Origin of the sequence: Bradyrhizobium symbiodeficiens, assembly GCF_002266465.3 — a bacterium.
Taxonomy (GTDB): Bacteria; Pseudomonadota; Alphaproteobacteria; order Rhizobiales; family Xanthobacteraceae; genus Bradyrhizobium; species Bradyrhizobium symbiodeficiens.
Genome location: NZ_CP029427.2, coordinates 1,423,366 through 1,440,000 on the forward strand (window position 1 = coordinate 1,423,366; position 16,635 = coordinate 1,440,000).

15 protein-coding genes are annotated in these 16,635 nt (G+C 65.2%); 4 read left to right on the top strand and 11 right to left on the bottom strand.

Features of this window, described 5'->3' with window-relative positions:
* Positions 1 to 134: 134 nt before the first annotated feature.
* From CIT39_RS06690 to CIT39_RS06700, 3 genes are read right to left on the bottom strand one after another with little or no spacing between them, the layout of a single operon-like run.
* Complete coding sequence (locus tag CIT39_RS06690) at positions 135 to 986, bottom strand: HTD2 family dehydratase (protein ID WP_094972855.1); 852 nt, start codon at positions 984 to 986, stop codon at positions 135 to 137.
* Between the two features lie 14 nt (positions 987 to 1,000).
* Positions 1,001 to 2,104 carry a CaiB/BaiF CoA transferase family protein gene (locus CIT39_RS06695; RefSeq protein ID WP_094972854.1) on the bottom strand — a complete coding sequence of 368 codons (1,104 nt, stop codon included), beginning with the start codon at positions 2,102 to 2,104 and terminating at the stop codon, positions 1,001 to 1,003.
* Between the two features lie 10 nt (positions 2,105 to 2,114).
* Positions 2,115 to 3,284, bottom strand: a complete 1,170-nt coding sequence (locus CIT39_RS06700) for an acyl-CoA dehydrogenase family protein (protein WP_094972853.1) — start codon at positions 3,282 to 3,284, stop codon at positions 2,115 to 2,117.
* 126 nt (positions 3,285 to 3,410) lie between these two features.
* On the opposite strand from CIT39_RS06700, the gene CIT39_RS06705 reads away from it, so the two are divergent.
* The gene (locus CIT39_RS06705) at positions 3,411 to 4,331 is read left to right on the top strand and encodes a LysR substrate-binding domain-containing protein (RefSeq protein WP_094972852.1); all 921 of its coding nucleotides are present in this window, start codon (positions 3,411 to 3,413) and stop codon (positions 4,329 to 4,331) included.
* Positions 4,332 to 4,616: 285 nt separating this feature from the next.
* Here CIT39_RS06705 and CIT39_RS06710 read toward each other — a convergent pair whose 3' ends face one another.
* Together CIT39_RS06710 and CIT39_RS06715 are read right to left on the bottom strand one after the other, a co-directional pair.
* Entirely contained in the window at positions 4,617 to 5,891 is a 1,275-nt protein-coding gene (locus CIT39_RS06710) for a cytochrome P450 (protein ID WP_094972851.1), read from the bottom strand.
* A gap of 198 nt (positions 5,892 to 6,089) precedes the next feature.
* Positions 6,090 to 7,355, bottom strand: coding sequence for a cytochrome P450 (locus tag CIT39_RS06715; protein ID WP_094972849.1), 1,266 nt, complete (start codon positions 7,353 to 7,355; stop codon positions 6,090 to 6,092).
* Between the two features lie 363 nt (positions 7,356 to 7,718).
* On the opposite strand from CIT39_RS06715, the gene CIT39_RS06720 reads away from it, so the two are divergent.
* A complete protein-coding gene (locus tag CIT39_RS06720; RefSeq protein ID WP_181955162.1) occupies positions 7,719 to 8,864 on the top strand; it encodes a DUF898 family protein in 1,146 nt (381 codons plus the stop codon).
* Between the two features lie 3 nt (positions 8,865 to 8,867).
* Positions 8,868 to 9,980, top strand: coding sequence for a M48 family metallopeptidase (locus CIT39_RS06725; protein WP_094972847.1), 1,113 nt, complete (start codon positions 8,868 to 8,870; stop codon positions 9,978 to 9,980).
* A gap of 18 nt (positions 9,981 to 9,998) precedes the next feature.
* Here CIT39_RS06725 and CIT39_RS06730 read toward each other — a convergent pair whose 3' ends face one another.
* From CIT39_RS06730 to CIT39_RS06745, 4 genes are all read right to left on the bottom strand, one after another.
* Positions 9,999 to 10,211, bottom strand: a complete 213-nt coding sequence (locus CIT39_RS06730) for a hypothetical protein (RefSeq protein WP_244607529.1) — start codon at positions 10,209 to 10,211, stop codon at positions 9,999 to 10,001.
* 64 nt (positions 10,212 to 10,275) lie between these two features.
* A complete protein-coding gene (gene upp / locus CIT39_RS06735; protein WP_094972845.1) occupies positions 10,276 to 10,905 on the bottom strand; it encodes a uracil phosphoribosyltransferase in 630 nt (209 codons plus the stop codon).
* A 75-nt stretch (positions 10,906 to 10,980) separates the two neighbouring features.
* On the bottom strand, positions 10,981 to 12,219 hold the full coding sequence (locus CIT39_RS06740; protein WP_094972844.1) for a URC4/urg3 family protein: 1,239 nt from the start codon (positions 12,217 to 12,219) through the stop codon (positions 10,981 to 10,983).
* Positions 12,220 to 12,226: 7 nt separating this feature from the next.
* Positions 12,227 to 13,483, bottom strand: coding sequence for a GTP cyclohydrolase II (locus tag CIT39_RS06745; RefSeq protein WP_094972843.1), 1,257 nt, complete (start codon positions 13,481 to 13,483; stop codon positions 12,227 to 12,229).
* A gap of 304 nt (positions 13,484 to 13,787) precedes the next feature.
* Between CIT39_RS06745 and CIT39_RS06750 the strand changes: the two genes are divergently transcribed.
* Positions 13,788 to 14,918, top strand: a complete 1,131-nt coding sequence (locus CIT39_RS06750; RefSeq protein WP_094972842.1) for a threonine synthase — start codon at positions 13,788 to 13,790, stop codon at positions 14,916 to 14,918.
* 117 nt (positions 14,919 to 15,035) lie between these two features.
* Here CIT39_RS06750 and CIT39_RS06755 read toward each other — a convergent pair whose 3' ends face one another.
* Positions 15,036 to 15,851, bottom strand: a complete 816-nt coding sequence (locus tag CIT39_RS06755) for a DUF2927 domain-containing protein (protein ID WP_094972841.1) — start codon at positions 15,849 to 15,851, stop codon at positions 15,036 to 15,038.
* Between the two features lie 159 nt (positions 15,852 to 16,010).
* Positions 16,011 to 16,589, bottom strand: coding sequence for a L,D-transpeptidase (locus tag CIT39_RS06760; protein WP_094972840.1), 579 nt, complete (start codon positions 16,587 to 16,589; stop codon positions 16,011 to 16,013).
* Positions 16,590 to 16,635 lie beyond the last annotated feature (46 nt).

Sequence of the window (16,635 nt, forward strand, 5' to 3'; positions counted from 1 at the left end):
GTCCCCTTCTTACTCCTCATCCTGAGGAGCGCGTCTTCGCGCGTCTCGAAGGATGAAGGCCCGGCTGGTGGCCTCGCCCTTCGAGACGCGCGCCAAGGGCGCGCTCCTCAGGGTGAGGGTCTAGCAGCGGCGCGTCACCACACCGCCGTCCCTTTCATCGTCGGCTGCCCTTCCGCGTTTGCGGTCCACAGCTCCATGCACGCTTCGGTCTCGTTGGCGTTGATGGAGAACTCGGTGCCCTCGAACAGCGGCTGCAGGCCCCGATAGGTGAACTTCTTCGGCGCCTTGCCGCCGTGCAGCTTCGCTGCCATCTCGATGATCAGCGCGGCCTGCAATGGCCCGTGGAAGATCAGGCCCGGATATCCCTCGACCTTGGTGACGTAGTCGCGATCGTAATGAATGCGATGGCCGTTGAAGGTCAGCGCGGAATAGCGGAACAGCAGCACGGGATCCGAGACATGGGTCTCGCGGTGCTGCGCCTTGGGCGGCGGTGGGGGGGCCTTCGCGCTCGCTGGCGCGTTGCTCGTCATCTCGCGATAGACGATGTCCTGGCGCTCGCGGATGGCGGTGCCGCGTGGCGAGGAGATGCTGTGCTCAACTGAAACGAAGCACAGCGTCCCGGTCGAGCCCGTCTTCACCTGCACGTCGGCAATGCGCGAGGTCCGCGTCGATTCATCGCCGACCTGCAGCGGCTGCAGGAACTCGATCTCGCCGCCGGCCCACATCCGGCGCGGCAGCGGCACCGGCGGCAGGAAGCCGCCGCGGGTCGGATGGCCGTCGGGCCCGAGCATCGACATCGGAAACACCGGCTGCGCCAGGCACCAATGCACCGTGAACGGTGCGGCGTCACCCTTCCTGGGCTCGCCGACCTCCTGGAACAGCGTCGCACGCAGGCCCATGACGAGCTGCGCAGTGACGATGTCGGTGGCTTCCGTGCTGCGGCCGATCCATTGCCGCAAGTGTTCGATGTCGAGCTTCTCGGTCATGACGCCTCGCTCTGCTACTTGTTCGACTTTGGCTTTTCGCCGATCGCGGGAACAGCGCCGTAAGCGCGCGTCTCGCCGACGATGATCGGTGCCGGCGCGGGATAGCTGACGCGCCCATTCGGCGTGTCGACTTCGATGCGGCGCAGATGCGGATGCCTGGTGAGGTCGGCCATGGTGTTGACTTCGGCGAAGGCGATGTCGGCGTCCGACAGGCGCTTGAGCAGCTCGTCGCGCGTCATCTTGCCGAAGGCCTCCGCAACCGTCGTGTCGGTGAAGTCGCGGTTGCGCACGCGCTCGACCATGTTGGCGACGCGGGGATCGGCGGGAAGGTCGGGCTGATCGAGCACCTTGGCGCACAGCGTCTTCCACTCGCGCTCGCTCTGGATCGAGATCAGAATGTCCTTGCCGTCCCTCGAGGTGAACACGCCATAGGGCGCGATCGAGGGGTGGCGCAGGCCCATGCGCTTGGGCGGATTGCCGGCTTCGGAATTGAGCAGCGGCACGGTGCACCAGTCCGCCATCACGTCGAACATGGAGATGCGGATGTCACAGCCCTTGCCGGTGCGCCCGCGTCCGATCAGTGCCTCCAGGATCGCCGCATGCGCGGTGGCGCCGGTGGCGACGTCCACGATCGACATGCCGACACGCGAGGCGCCGTCGGGATTGCCGGTGATCGAGGCGAGGCCGCTCTCGGCCTGAATCAGCAAATCATAGGCCTTGCGGTGCGCATAGGGGCCTTCGTCGCCATAGCCGGTGATTGTGCACGAGATCAGCTTCGGATAGTCCTTCAGCAGCCGCTCGCGCGAGAAGCCGAGCTTGTCCATCGAGCCGGGCTTGAGGTTCTGGATCAGCACGTCGGCGCTCGCAATCAGCTTCTCCAGCTCGGCGCAGCCTTCCTTGGTGGCGAGATCGACCACGGCCGATTGCTTGCCGCGGTTGAGCCAGACGAAATAGCTGCTCTGGCCCTTGGCCGCCGCATCATAGCCGCGGGCGAAATCGCCCTCGGGCCGCTCGATCTTGATCACCTCCGCGCCGGCATCCGCCAGCCGCGAGGAGCAGAACGGCGCCGCCACCGCCTGCTCGACCGCAATCACCCGGATCCCGTCCAATGCTCCCATGATGGTGGCCTCAGTACGAGCGCGGCATGCCGAGCACGTGCTCGGCGACGAAGGACAGCACGAGATTGGTCGAGATCGGCGCGACCTGGTAGAGCCGCGTCTCGCGGAATTTGCGCTCGACGTCGTATTCCTCGGCGAAGCCGAAGCCGCCATGAGTCTGGATGCAGGCATTCGCCGCTTCCCAGGACGCGTCAGCCGCCAGCATCTTGGCCATGTTGGCCTCGGCGCCGCAGTCTAACCCGGCTTCGTATTTGCGCGTGGCTTCCTTCACCATCAGCTCGGCCGCGCGCATCGAGGCGTAGGCCTTGGCGATGGGGAATTGGATGCCCTGATTCTGGCCGATCGGCCGGCCGAACACGCTGCGCTCCTTCGCGTAGTTGGTCGCCTTGGCGATGAACCACTTGGCGTCGCCGACGCACTCAGCCGCAATCAGGATGCGCTCGGCATTCATGCCGGAGAGGATGTAGCGAAAGCCCTTGCCCTCCTCGCCGATCAGGTTCTCCGCCGGCACCTTCATGTCGGTAAAGAACACTTCGGTGGTGGCGTGGTTCATCATGGTGCGGATCGGGCGGATCTCGAGGCCGTTGTTCTTGGCCTCGCGCATGTCGACGATGAACACGGAGAGGCCATCCGTGCGCTTCTTGGCCTGCTCCTTCGGCGTGGTGCGCGCCAGCAGCACCATCAGGTCGGAATGCTCGGCGCGGCTGGTCCAGATCTTCTGTCCATTGACGATGTAGCTGTCGTTGCCCTCCTTGCGCGCGAAGGTCTTCAGCGAGGAGGTGTCGGTGCCGCTGGTCGGCTCGGTGACGCCGAAGGCCTGCAGGCGCAATTCGCCGCTTGCGATTTTCGGCAGATATTTTGCCTTCTGCTCGTCGTTGCCGTGCCGCAGCACCGTGCCCATCGTGTACATCTGGGCATGGCAGCCGCCGCCGTTGCAGCCCGCGCGCTGGATCTCTTCCAGGATCGCGGCTGCCGCCGAAAGCTTCAGGCCCGCGCCGCCATATTCCTCGGGGATCAGCACCGAGAGGTAACCGGCCTCAGTCAGCGCATCGACGAATGCCTTCGGGTAGGCCATCTCGCGATCGAGCTTGCGCCAATATTCGCCGGGAAACTGCGCGCAGAGCTTTGCGACGGCGTCGCGGATGTCGGCGTAATCTTCGATGTGGTGTTCTTCACTCATGGCGTTTCCAATTCTCTAGCGGCAGTCAAGATAACGCCGGCCGATCCCGAGGCGTTGTGGAAACAACGCCAGCCCCCTATGCTTATTTGTTATAGCGTATGGAATAGCCTTCCAGGATTGGCAAGCATGGATTTTCGTCAGCTCAGGACCTTCAGTTGCGTGGCCGAGCTCGGCAGCCTGTCCAAGGCCTCCGACACGCTGCGCGTGGCGCAGCCAGCGCTCTCCAGGCAGATCAAGCTCCTGGAACACGAGCTGCGCACCGAGCTGTTCACCCGCAACGGCCGCGGCATGGTGCTGACCGAAGCCGGCAGGCTGCTGCTGGCGCGGACCTCCGGCATCGTGCGGCAGATCGACCAGATCCGCGACGACATCCAGTCGTCCAAGGGACCGCCCTCCGGCCAGGTCGTGCTCGGCCTCGTTCCAACCGTGAGCTGCGTGTTGTCGGCGCGCTTTGCGCGACGTTGCGTCGAGAAGTTTCCCGGCATCTCGCTGCGCATCGTCGAGAGCTACAGCGGTCACCTGGTCGAATGGCTGCATCGCGGCGAGATGGATCTCGGCATCCTTTACGGCCGTTCGGCCGATCTGCATCTCAACGTGGAGAGCCTCGGCCGCGACAACATCGTCGCAGTCGGCCCGCGCGGCTGCGGCCTCGCGCGCAAGAAAAGCGTCGACATCGGCTGGCTGCTGCGGCAACGGCTGGTGCTGCCCTCTCATTCGCACGGCCTCCGCGCGCTGATCGAGCACGCGGCCGCCCAGCGCAAGATCAAGCTCGACGTCCAGCTCGAGGCGGATTCGTTTCGCGTGCTGACGAGCCTGGTCGAGGAGGGCCTCGGCTTTGCGCTGCTGCCGCCCTCGTCGGTCCATGGCGAGGTCGCGGACGGGCGGCTGGAAACCGCCGTGGTCTCGAAGCCGATGACACGCGAGCTCATTTTCGCTTCTCCGATCGACCGCCCGGTCTCGATCGCTTCGCTCGCCGTCACGGCGCTCCTGCGCGACGAGGTCGCCGCCTGCCGCAAGGACGGCGTGTGGGACATCAAGTTGAGCTAGATGTGCTGACGTCGTAGACCAGTCGGGCGCTGTCCTGCCTTCGCATCTGGCGCGAGCTGTCATGCCGGAATTTTATAGCTGAAGGTGTGGAGCCTGACGCGTGTCAGGGACGAGGCGCTCTCCGCCTCACCCTCGCTGTCATTGCCCGCGAAGGCGGGCAATCCAGTATTCCAGAGGCCGCGCGGCTGAACCGAGACGCCGCGGCGCACTGGATGCCCCGCTTTCGCGGAGCATGACAGTGGAGGTTGAGAGGCAGCTTGCCCAAACGCCTTCTTGGAAGCGCGCCTACCCCGGAATCCTCACCGGCAGCGTTTCGTATCCCTTGATGAAGCTCGAATAGATCCGCTTCGGCTCGCCGACGACCTCGATGCGGTCGAAGCGCTTCAGCATCTCCTCCCAGACGATCTTGAGCTGCAGCTCGGCGAGGCGCATGCCGACGCAGCGGTGGATGCCGAAGCCGAAGGAGAGATGGGTGCGCGGGCGGGGACGGTCGATGATGAACTCGTTCGGCTTGTCGAACATCTCGTCGTCGCGGTTGCCGGAGACGTACCACATCACCACGCGGTCGCCCTTCCTGATGTGCTTGCCGCCGATCTCGGTGTCCTGCAACGCCGTACGGCGCATATGTGCCAGCGGCGTCTGCCAGCGGATCACCTCGGGCACCATGGAATCGATCAACTCCGGATTGGTGCGCAGTCTGTCGTATTGCTCGGGGTTCTCGTTCAGCGCCAGCACCGAGCCGGTCATGGTGTTGCGCGTGGTGTCGTTGCCGCCGACGATGAGCAGGATGATGTTGCCCATGAGGTTTTCGGGGTCCATGTGCCGCGTGGCGTCGTTGTGCGCCATCAGCGACAAGAGATCGTTGCGCGGCGCCGAGTTGACGCGCTCGTTCCACAGCTTCGACATGTAGGCGTAGCACTCGTCCAACTCGCGGCGGCGCTCCTCGGCGGAGGCGACGATGCCGCTCTTGGGCAGAGCGGTCGAAACGTCCGACCAGCGCGTCAGCTTGCGCCGCTCCTCCCAGGGGAAGTCGAACAGGGTCGCCAGCATCTGCGTCGTCAGCTCGATCGAGACGCGCTCGACGAAGTTGAAGGTCTCGTTGCGCGGCAGATTGTCGAGCACGGTCTGCGAGCGCTGCCGGATCAGTTTGGCCAGCTCGTCCAGATGTGTCGGGGTGAACATCGGCGACACCGTCTTGCGCTGCGACGAGTGTTTTGGCTGGTCCATCGCGATGAAGCTCGGCCAGTCATAGCCTTCCGGCACGTCGCGGATCGAGATGCCGCCAAGCTTTGAGTCCGAGGAGAAGAGGCCGTGATTGGTGTCGACATGCATGATGTCGTCGTATTTCACCACCGACCAATAGGGCTCGATCGGCGCGTTGGTGCAGTAGTGCACCGGCTCTTCCTTGCGCAGCCGCTCGAACCACGGCCAGAGCGTGTCGTCCTGGAACAGCCGGGGCGCGCCGGGATGGAATTGCGCCAGCGGCGTCGCATAGGCCTCCTCGCGAGCCCTGCGCATGCGTTCGGCCTTGTCCACTTTAACCGGCGTTTGAATGTTCATCGTCGTGGCTCCAGTTGGTGTCTACCTCTCCCGCTTGCGGGAGTGGTCGGCGCGTCCCGGGCGATGCAAAGCATCGTCCCGCGCGCCGGGTGAGGGTTCTATCCTCTTGAGGGTTCTCGCTTGAGGAGAGACCCCCACCCCAACCCTCCCCCGCAAGCGGGAGAGGGGGCGCAGCATCCCCGTCGTTATAGCTCGAACTCACGCCGCAATCTTCACCGGCAGCTCTTCCAGACCCTTCACGAAGCTGGAATAGACCCGCTTCGGCTCGCCGACCACATCAATATGGTCGAAACGCCTGAGGATTTCTTCCCAAATTATCTTGAGCTGGAGTTCGGCAAGCCTGAGACCCACGCAGCGGTGGATGCCGAAGCCGAAGGACAGATGCGTGCGCGGGCGGGCGCGGTCGATGATGAAGTCGTAGGGCCTCTCGATCGCCTCCTCGTCGCGGTTGCCCGAGACGTACCACATCACGACCTTGTCACCTTTCCTGATCTGCTTGCCGCGGAACTCGAAGTCGGTGAGCGCGGTGCGTCGCATATGCGCCAGCGGCGTCTGCCAGCGGATCACTTCGGGAACGAAGCTGTCGAGCAATGCGGGGTTTTCGCGCAGCTTGCGATATTGCTCCGGATGCTGGCTCAGCGCGAGCAGCGAGCCCGACATGGTGTTGCGGGTGGTGTCGTTGCCGCCGACGATCAAAAGCACGAGATTGCCGAGGAAGTTCTTGGCGTCCATGTCGCGTGTCGCTTCGCCATGCGCCATCATCGAGAGCAGGTCGCTCTTCGGCGGCTGCGCGATGCGCTCCTTCCACAGCCTTGCGAAATAGCCGGCGCATTCGGCCAGCTCGGCCTGCCGCTCGTCTTCGGTTGCGACGAGCCCGTCGGGGCCGGGAATCGTGGTCGCGATATCGGACCAGCGCGTCAGCTTGCGGCGGTCCTCCCAGGGAAAGTCGAACAGCACCGCAAGCATCTGCGTCGTCAGTTCGATCGAGACCCGGTCGACCCAGTCGAACACCTGGCCCACGGGCAGATTGTCCAGGCACTCGGCGGAGCGCTTGCGGATGTTGAGGGCGAGATTGTCCAGATGCGTCGGCGTGAACATCGGCGCCACGGTCTTGCGCTGCGCGGCATGGCGCGGCGGGTCCATCGAGATGAAGCTCTCGCGGCGCAGGTCGGGGTCGATGTCGCGGATGGTGATGCCGCCGAGCGAGGACGCCGAGGAGAACACCGAATGGTTGGTCTCGATCTCCATGATGTCGTTGTAGCGCGTCACCGACCAATACGGCCCGAACATCGAGTCCTTGCAATAGTGCACGGGATCTTCCCGGCGCAGCCGATCGAAATACGGCCAGAACGTATCGGTCCTGAACAATTCCGGATCGCCCGGATCGAATTGCTCCAGTGGCAGTGTCGTGGCGCGCTCGCGAAGTGCATCGAGCTTGGCCGCGCTCTCGATGGTCCCATGCATGACCGTTCTCCCTGGCACGTACCGCGCGTTCTCGTTGAATTCTGCGCTGCGGTATTTGATTTGCAATTACAGCCGGTTGTCCGCGCCGGAGCAAGGGAGAGTTTTGTCACAAGATTGGGTGCGTAGCCCGGATGAGCGAAGCGACATCCGGGACTTTGCTCGCGCGTTTCCGGGTATCGCTTCGCTCACCCGGGCTACAGGACCTAGCCAGCGTGACCCTCCGCACGCCGTTTGTCGTGAAATCGTGCCAGAAACCGATTGAAATCGAGGTAAATCGAACCCCGCCATCTCAGGGGCGACTAACCTCTGATCTATAGTTTGACCCGACCAAGACCGCATCCCGAGGTTGCCGCCGTGAACGACATGCAATGGACCCCGATCGGCTCCGAGCCCCTGCCGCCGCCGCTGCCGCCCACGCGGGTCGATTTCAGTGGTGACCGCACCGAATTCCGGAAAATGGTCACCAAGGGTGCCATGCTGGAGCTCATCACCTTCGGCTTCTACCGGTTCTGGCTCGTCACCGACATTCGCCGTCATCTGTGGGCGAACACCGCGATCGACGGCGATGCTGCCGAATATACCGGCCGCGCCAAAGAGCTCCTGGTCGGCTTCCTGTTCGCGCTCGCGATCCTGGTGCCGATCTACCTCGCCTACTTCCTGATCGGCATTGAATTCGAGCGCTGGCAGGGCTTCGCCTCGACGCCGCTGTTCATCGGCTTCTACGCCTTCGGCCAGTTCGCGATTTTTCGCGCGCGACGCTACCGGCTGACGCGCACGGTCTGGCGCGGCGTTCGCTTCTGGATGGACGGCTCGGGCTGGGCCTATTCGTTCCGCGCCATGGCGTGGGGCCTGCTCGTGCTGCTGACGCTTGGCCTGGCGCTGCCCTGGCGCGCGGCCGCGCTCGAACGCTACAAGATGCAGCACAGCCATTACGGCGATCTCCGCGGCGATTTTGAGGGCGACGGCTGGACCTTCTTCAAGCGCGCCTGGTGGCTGTGGTTGCTCAGCCCGATCGCGCTGCTGATTTTCCCGCTCGCACCATTCTTCTATGCCGAGTTCAAAGCACGCGAATGGCGCTGGTGGCTCGACGGCATCCGCATCGGCGGCGTCAGCCTGTCCTCGGACCTGCCGCACGACGCCTTCTACGGCCTGTACTGGAAGGTGATCGGCTGGTGGACGCTGCTCTCGATGGCTTTCTCCGCCTATCTCGGCGGCAGCGCCTTGCTGGTGGTCCAGCTGAGCGGCGTTCCGGCCGATCAGGCGTTCGGCTCCGACAATGCCGCCAGGAGCATCCCATTGGTGGTGATGATGGTGATTGGTTATCTCGCCCTGGCGCTCGCGATCAACATCATCATGCGGGTCTATCTTCAGCGCGATCTCTGGGCCAAGGTGCTGGAAACCGTCGAGGTGCACGACATCGCGGCCGCGGCGGACGTGCGCGGCAGCGGCCAGCTTGCCAGCGCACTCGGCGAAGGTTTTGCCGACGGGCTCGATGTCGCGGGATTCTGAGCTGTGAGTGACGTGTTTGCCGAGGCGCCGGCGCAGTCCGCCAAGCCGACCATCTTCTTCGACGGCACGTCGAGCCGAAGACGGCAGGTGACGCTGGCGCTCGCTGATGCCCTCGAGATCCTCGAGGAGAGCGGGGCACCGGTTCGCTGGGCCTATGCCGACATCCGCCGCGCCGACAGTCCGGCCGGGATTTTGCGCCTGGCGTGCACCACGGCGCCGCCGCTGGCGCGGCTCGAGATCCGCGACGCAGCGCTCGCCGCCGACGTGACCGTCCGCTGCACTCATCTCGACGAGCACGGGACCTCGCGCCGCGGCGTCGCAAAGATCGTCGGCTGGTCGATGGCCGCTGCCATCTCCATCGTCTGCGTCGTGCTGTTCGGTGTGCCGCTCGCCGCCGACCGTCTCGCACCGCTGGTGCCGAAACCGATTGAGCGGCGCATCGGCGATGCCTCCGAAGTCCAGGTGAAGACCATCTTCGGCCGCAGCGTGTGCGAAGACCCCGCGGGCAAGGCCGCCTTCACGAAACTGGTCAACCGCCTGCGCGATGCCGCCGGCCTCGACGACGATTCCATGACGGCGGGTGTGCTGCCGACCCCGGTGCCGAACGCGTTCGCGCTGCCCGGCGGCAAGGTCTACGTGCTGAGGGGCCTGCTCGACAAGGCGGAGAACCCCGACGAGCTCGCCGGCATCCTCGCCCACGAACTCGGCCATCTCAAGCATTACGACAACATGCGCGGCCTGATCTACAACGGTGGCACCTCGTTCCTGATCGGCCTGTTGTTCGGCGACGTGACCGGCTCATCCGCTGTGATCTTCGCCTCGCGCAGCGTCGTCGAAGCCTCCTATTCGCGCGAGGCCGAAACCGCTGCCGATACGTTCGCGATCGAGGTCATGCACAAGCTCGGCCGCTCGCCGAAGCCCGCTTTTGAGCTGATGTACCGCATCACCGGCAAGGAGGGCGGCTCCACGCTGACGACGATCCTCGCCAGCCACCCGCTGACCGAGGACCGCCTCGCGCGCATGGTGAAGGAGGATCGCCCGGCCTCCGGCCCGCCGCTGCTGACCGACAAGGAGTGGCAATCCCTGAAGCTGATCTGCGGCAGCGGGAAGGTGTGACGGCGCGCCCTCAGCGTGTTACTTCGTCGGCGCGGCAGGCGGATTCGACCCGGTCGTGACGTTTGGCGCCGTGTTCGGGTTCGCGGTCGTGGTCTGTGGGCCAAGCTGGCGCCCATTGTAGAAGAACACGGTGGCGATCACGGCCATCACGAACATTACGCCGATGGCCCAGCCCACCGGGCTGTTGTGGCGTGCTCGGTTGGACCCGGAATTATCGTTTTGAAGGGGCATCGGTGTCTCCATGCTTGAGCAGGAGAACCTCGTGCCGGGGTCGCGGTTCCTAAATGGGGGATATTCATCGCGTTCCGTAGGCGCGGTCGCCGGCATCGCCGAGGCCTGGCAGGATGAAGCCGTTGTCGTCGAGACCCTCGTCCACCGCAGCGGTCCAGATCGGCACGTCCGGATGCAGGCCGCGCAGCCGTTCGAGCCCTTCCGGCGCTGCGATCAGGCAGGCGAGGCGAATGTCCTTGGCGCCGCGCTCCTTGAGCCGGTCGATGGCGGCCACAGTCGTGTTGGCGGTGGCGACGACAGGCGTCACCACGATGGCGAGGCGCTCACTGAGGTCGGACGGCGATTTGAAGAAATATTCGACTGCGGCAAAGCTGTGCGGCTCGCGGTAGAGCCCGATATGGGCGACGCGCGCGGTCGGCACCAGATCCATCATGCCGTCGACGAAGGTGGTGCCGGCGCGCAGCATCGGCACGAACACCAGCTTCTTGCCGGCGATCTTGGCCGAGTGCATCGTTGCCAGCGGCGTCTCGATCACGGTATCGGCGAGCGGCAGGTCGCGCGTCACCTCGTAGCACAGCAGCATGCCGATCTCCTTGATCAGCTCTCTGAACGACTTTGTCGAGATCGATTTGTCCCGCACCAGCGTCAGCTTGTGCTGCACCAGCGGATGATCGACGATCGTGACGCCTTCCATGGGATGCTCCTGAAATTCACCAGGCCGTCATTGCGCTCGAAATGACGCGCGTGGTCGCAAATCTCTATCCATTCTCTAGAAAACCGTACCGTCGCTGATCACCTTGATTGGCGGTGAACCGTCGGGCCGGCGCGCAAACGCGATCGCGCGGCCGGCGGCCCAGGTGCCGCCTTCCAATATGCCGGCGAGCGGCAGCGACTCCGGCGTTCGGCCGAGTTTTGCGCGAACCAGTTCGGCGAGCCGGTCCAGCAGCGCCACTGTCAGCGCACGCCATTCCACGACGAGCAGCGAATCCACCGCATGCGCGCGCCCGGCGTCATTGGGATCGCGCAGGCGCAGCACCTCGTGATCGACGAACAGCCCGCCGTTGCGATATTCGGCAAGCCCGGTCAGGCCGTCGATGTCGGTGACGTCGAGGCCGGCGCGCTGCAGCGGCTCGATCAGCGAATAGCTCAGCCATTGCGACAGCTTGTGCAGGGGGACGAGGCCGGCCGTTCCGTCGTCCGCCTTGATCGCCGGGTGCCGCCAGCAATCGCCGAGCGGAATGCCTGATAGCTCCAGCCGCGACGGCCAGATCGGTCCGAGCTGGTTCAGCACCGCCGACAGGATCGCGGGCGCGGCAATGACGCCGCCCTTCGCCTGCGCGGCGATGTGGTCGAACAGGCCGCCCGGTCGCGGCGTATCGCGCAAGCCGAAAACGTCGGCGTGCTCCGCAACCTGCTTACCCAGGCGCCGCAGCAGATCGGTGCGTCCTTCGAGGCCGAGCAACGGATTGGCATCGCTCGCCTGAAAGGCTGAGGTGAGTGCGGCGAGCGGCAGTTTTGCCAGCACCTCGGCATCGGCCCTGAACGGCGCGCGCGCGTTACTCGAGAAGAGACCACTCGCAAACATGTCGAGGCTCGCGATCGCCAGCCCCTCAGACCGGCCGATGCTTTCGCCCGTCACGGTGTCGCGATATCGCCAAGCCGCGCCCGCGCCGGCATCGAGCAGCACGCTGACGATGGCGAGGTCGAACTCCGCGCGCGCCCGCGCGGCGCGATCCGGCCACGAGGTCGCGTCGGCTAGTTGCGCCCAGCGATCGATGCCGCCGAGCACAAAGTGCCGCCAGCGCGCGTGGAAAGGAATCTCCAGCGTCGGATAGGCTTTGCGCGTCACCGCGAGCACGGCTTCCGCGACGCCGTCCATGCGGTCGAGATCGATCGTGAAGTGGCTCAAGCCGCCGGCAAGGCCGATCTCCAGCATCTGCCCGGCCCGCACGCGCACCGCATCTGCGGTGAGCAGCGAGCGTGCTTGCAATTCCAAAGCGTCCGCCATCGCGCGATCAGTATTTTTCCAGCGAACGCCCGACCACGCCGTTCACGTCCTTCTCCGGCGCGATGTCGGTCGAGTAATAGCCGGCAGCCTTCTTCGCGGCGATCTCGACATGGGCGTCGGCGGGAATCAGCTCCAGCGGGATCGGTACGCGCTCGACGATGTCGATGCCCTGCGAGGTCAGCGCATCGTGCTTCATGTCGCTCATCGACAGGAAGCGGTCGATGCGTTTCAGGCCGAGCCAGTGGATCGTGTCCGGCATCAATTGCTGGAAGCGTGCATCCTGGACGCCGGCGACGCATTCGGTGCGCTCGAAGTAAGCAGCGGCCGCGTCGCCGTCCTCCTGGCGCTTGCGCGCGTTGTAGACCAGGAATTTCGTGACCTCGCCGAGCGCGCGGCCTTCCTTGCGGTTGTAGATCACGAGCCCGAGCCCGCCCTCCTGCGCGCCGCGCGCGGATTCCTCGATGCCGTGGATCAGATAGGGCCGGCAGGTGCAGATGTCGGAGCCGAACACGTCGGAGCCGTTGCACTCGTCATGCACGCGGCAGGTGATCTTGGTGCGATGGTCCGGCAATTTCGTCACATCGCCGAACATGTAGACCGTGGTGCCGCCGATCGGCGGCAGGAACACCTTCATGTCCGGCCGTGTCACGAGCTCGGGAAACATCCCGGCGGTCTGCTCGAACAGTGTGCGGCGCAGCTCGGTCTCGCCGTTGCCGAAGCGCTCCGCGAGGCCGGGCAGGTACCAGACCGGATCGATCGCGATCTTCACCACGGACACGCTGCCATTGGCGTGCACGACCTCGCCGTCGGCGCGCAAGCGCTTTGCGGCCAGCGCCTCGCGGATCTCGGGCAGGTCGAGCCGCGCCCGCGTCACCGCGATGCTCGGCCGGATGTCGGAGCCCTCGGCGATCTCCTTGCTAAAATTCTCGGCGACCAGATGCCCCCAGGGATCGAGCGCGACGATCTTTGCGGGATCGCGCCATTGCTCGAACGGGCCGATGGTCGCGGCCGGAAACGTGTTGGTGAGATCGGGCCTGCGAATAGGATCGAGCGCGCCGGCTGACACGGCGAGCGCGCGGTACATTGCATAGGACCCGCCATGGCTGCCGATCACGTTGCGATCCCCGGCGCGCGACACCGTGCCGATGATCGGCCCGCGGGCGCGCGCATCCGCGGCGCCCCAATGGATCGGGAAGGCGGCTGCCCGGCCCGGCTCCGGATGCGAGGTCAGGCGGATGTGGTCGGTACGGTTCGCGCGGCTCATGACCAAACTCCCAAAAAGCCAACGGCCCGCCGCTCGGACGGGCCTGGCTCGGTCGCGCCGCCACCGGCGGCGCAAGATCAATCCAACATATTGTAGCGGCGAGAGGCGACAGACAAGTTAATCGTAGGGGCGGCCGGAGGCGCGCTCCCCCCGACCAACGAAGAACGCGGCGCTACGCCGTATATCTATGTAATCGCTTGAATTTTTGAAGGGGCCGGCGCTGCCTCCGGCGTTCCAACAGGCGACTGGATAAAACCTTCATATTCGGACATATCGACCGCATCAGCCCGCCTCGGAGGCCCCCATGCCCGCCAGCTACATCGATCCCCGCAACGGACAGCTCTACCCGCTCGATCAGCCGCGCTGGTGCTCGGACGAGCGCACGCCGCTGCTGGTGACGCCGGGAGCGGGGATCTCGCGCGAGGACATTGACGGCCGGACGCGCTCGCTCTGGCGCTATCGCGCGGCGCTGCCGGTGGAGATTTCAAATCCAATCACGCTCGGCGAAGGCTGCACGCCACTGGTTCAGCAAGACTGGGGTGACCTGCGCCCGTTGTTCAAGCTCGAATGGTTCAACCCGACCGGCAGCTTCAAGGACCGCGGCTCCGCCGTGATGCTGTCCTTCCTGCGCCAGATCGGGGTCGATGCCATTCTCGAAGACTCCTCCGGCAATGGCGGCTCGTCGATGGCGGGGCTTGGGGCCGCCGGCGGCATGCGCGTGAAGATTCTCGCGCCGGCCTCGACGTCGCCCGCCAAGATCGCGCAGGTGCGTGCCTATGGCGCGGCGGTGCAGCTCGTCGAAGGCCCGCGCGAGGAATCCGAGGCGGAAGCCATCCGCCAGTCGAGCCAGACCTTTTATGCCAGCCACAATTGGCAGCCGTTCTTCCTGGAAGGCACCAAGTCGCTGGCCTACGAGATCTGGGAAGACCTCGGCTTCCGCGCGCCCGACAACGTCATCGTTCCCGTCGGCGCCGGCAGTTCCCTGCTCGGCTGCGCCTTCGGCTTCCGCGAGCTGCTGAAGGCCGGGCAGATATCGAAGCTGCCGCGGCTGTTCGCGGCGCAGCCGCTCAACTGCTCGCCGATCGATGCGAGTTTTCAGGCCGGCGTCGATACGCCGGTCGGGCGCGAGGTGAGCAAGACCATCGCCGAGGGCACCGCCATCAAGCACCCGCTGCGCCTGCGCGAGATCATCGCCGCTCTTCGCGAAAGCGGCGGCGGCACCGTCGCGCTCACGGAAGGTGAGATCGTCGCCGCCTTGCGCCGTCTCGCGCGCCAAGGCCTGTTCGCCGAGCCCACCAGCGCCAGCGCGGCGGCCGCGCTCGACAAGCTCGCAGCGGCTAATGCGATCAACCCAAGCGAAACCACGGTGGCAGTCCTCACCGGCACCGGCCTGAAGGCCGCGACGATTGTGGCTGATCTCGTGCAGGAATCGTAGGGTGGGTTAGCCGCGCGGATGTGCGAAGCGCAGTCCGCGCGGCGTAACCCACCACTTCTCTTAACGCGGAGACAAAAGAGGTGGGTTACGCTGACGCTAACCCACCCTACGAACGCGTCAATCCTTCAGATCATTCACCTGCTTCACCCAGCTGCGCACGTCGGCGAGCACGGTGGGCAGCACCGCCTTGACCTCGGTTACCGTCATGCCCGCCTTGATGCGGGGGTCGTACAGGAGATTGAGGATGTACTGGTCGTAGACGTCGAAATAGCCCATCGAGACGTCGTCGTTGAACATGGTCCAGGGCACGCTCGCGGTGTCGTTGATGGGCCCGAGCGATTGCAACAGCTCCTCATAGGCGCAGTCGAGGAAGACGAAATCGCCGTTGTCGACGGTGAGGATGACGTCGGAATGCTCGATCTCGAAATTGTCGTTCTTGCGGAAGCCGGACAGGCATTGCGGGTCGAGCGAGGTGCGGATCTCGCGCGCTTTCTCGGCGCCGTAGAAGCTGGTGAGGGTGCGGAACAGGTCGCGGTCGCGCACCAGCTTCACCCGCACGTTGGCCGCTTCGTTGCTGTCGATCATGGCGATGTCGAGATGCTGCACGCGCTTGCCGATGTCGGCCACGACTTTTGCGAGCTGCGTCTTGCGGTCGGTGCGGTCGCTCTCGGCGTAGACGCGCACCGGTCCGTCGAATTTGCGGATGCGGTCGACGCGGCCGGCGAGGTGATATTCGGCGCCGAACGCCGTCTTCAGGAAGCCCTCGACGATCTCGCCGTCGGTAAAATTCTTCTTCTCAACGCGCTGGCGCGAGGCGATCGGTGGCAATTCGCCCGCCACCGCCGTGGTTGCGGGCTCAGGCGCGCATGTGAGCGCGGCGAACGCCAGCAGCGCGATGCGAAGGGCAGCCGAGGACGGATTCAATGCGCTCATCGTCGTGCGACGCTGCCGCATTCAGGTCGCGCGTACAAGACCGCAGATTTACGCGGCCTGCGGTTCCCGCATGCAACGTGATTTGTCGTGATCCAGCTGGAGCCGCGGGCTTGCTCAAACCTCTCCCGCGAGCGGGAGCGCACGCACCGCCGGTGCGCCTTACTTGTTCAGCACCACCACCGTGGTGCCGACCCCGACACGGCCGTAGAGATCGCTGACGTCGTCATTGGTCATGCGGAAGCAGCCGGAGGAGACCGCCTGGCCGATCGTCTCCGGCTCGTTGGAGCCGTGGATGCGGTACAGCGTCGAGCCCAGATACATCGCGCGCGCGCCGAGCGGATTGTCGATGCCGCCCTTCATGTGCCGCGGCAAATCGGGCCGGCGGGCCAGCATCTGCGACGGCGGCGTCCAGGCCGGCCATTCCTTCTTGGCGGTGATCTTGTGGACCCCGCCCCAGCGGAAGCCGTCGCGGCCGACGCCGATGCCGTAGCGCAAGGCCTGGCCATTCTGGAGCACCAGATACAGCCGGCGCTCCGTGGTGTTCACCACGATCGTGCCGGGGGCGTAATTGCCGTTGTACATGACGGTGGTGCGAGGGATCGGGCTGGAGCCGCCGCGGAAGAAGTTCGGGCCGCCGCCCATGACGTCGCGCGAGTCGAACTCTTCGGCGCGTGCGCCGCCCGCCATGGCCGACAGCAGTGCGATGGCGGCAATCGGAGCGGCAAAAAACCGGATCATTGTATCCCCCAGCAAAAAATCGATTCAACAAGGGCCACAGGCCATA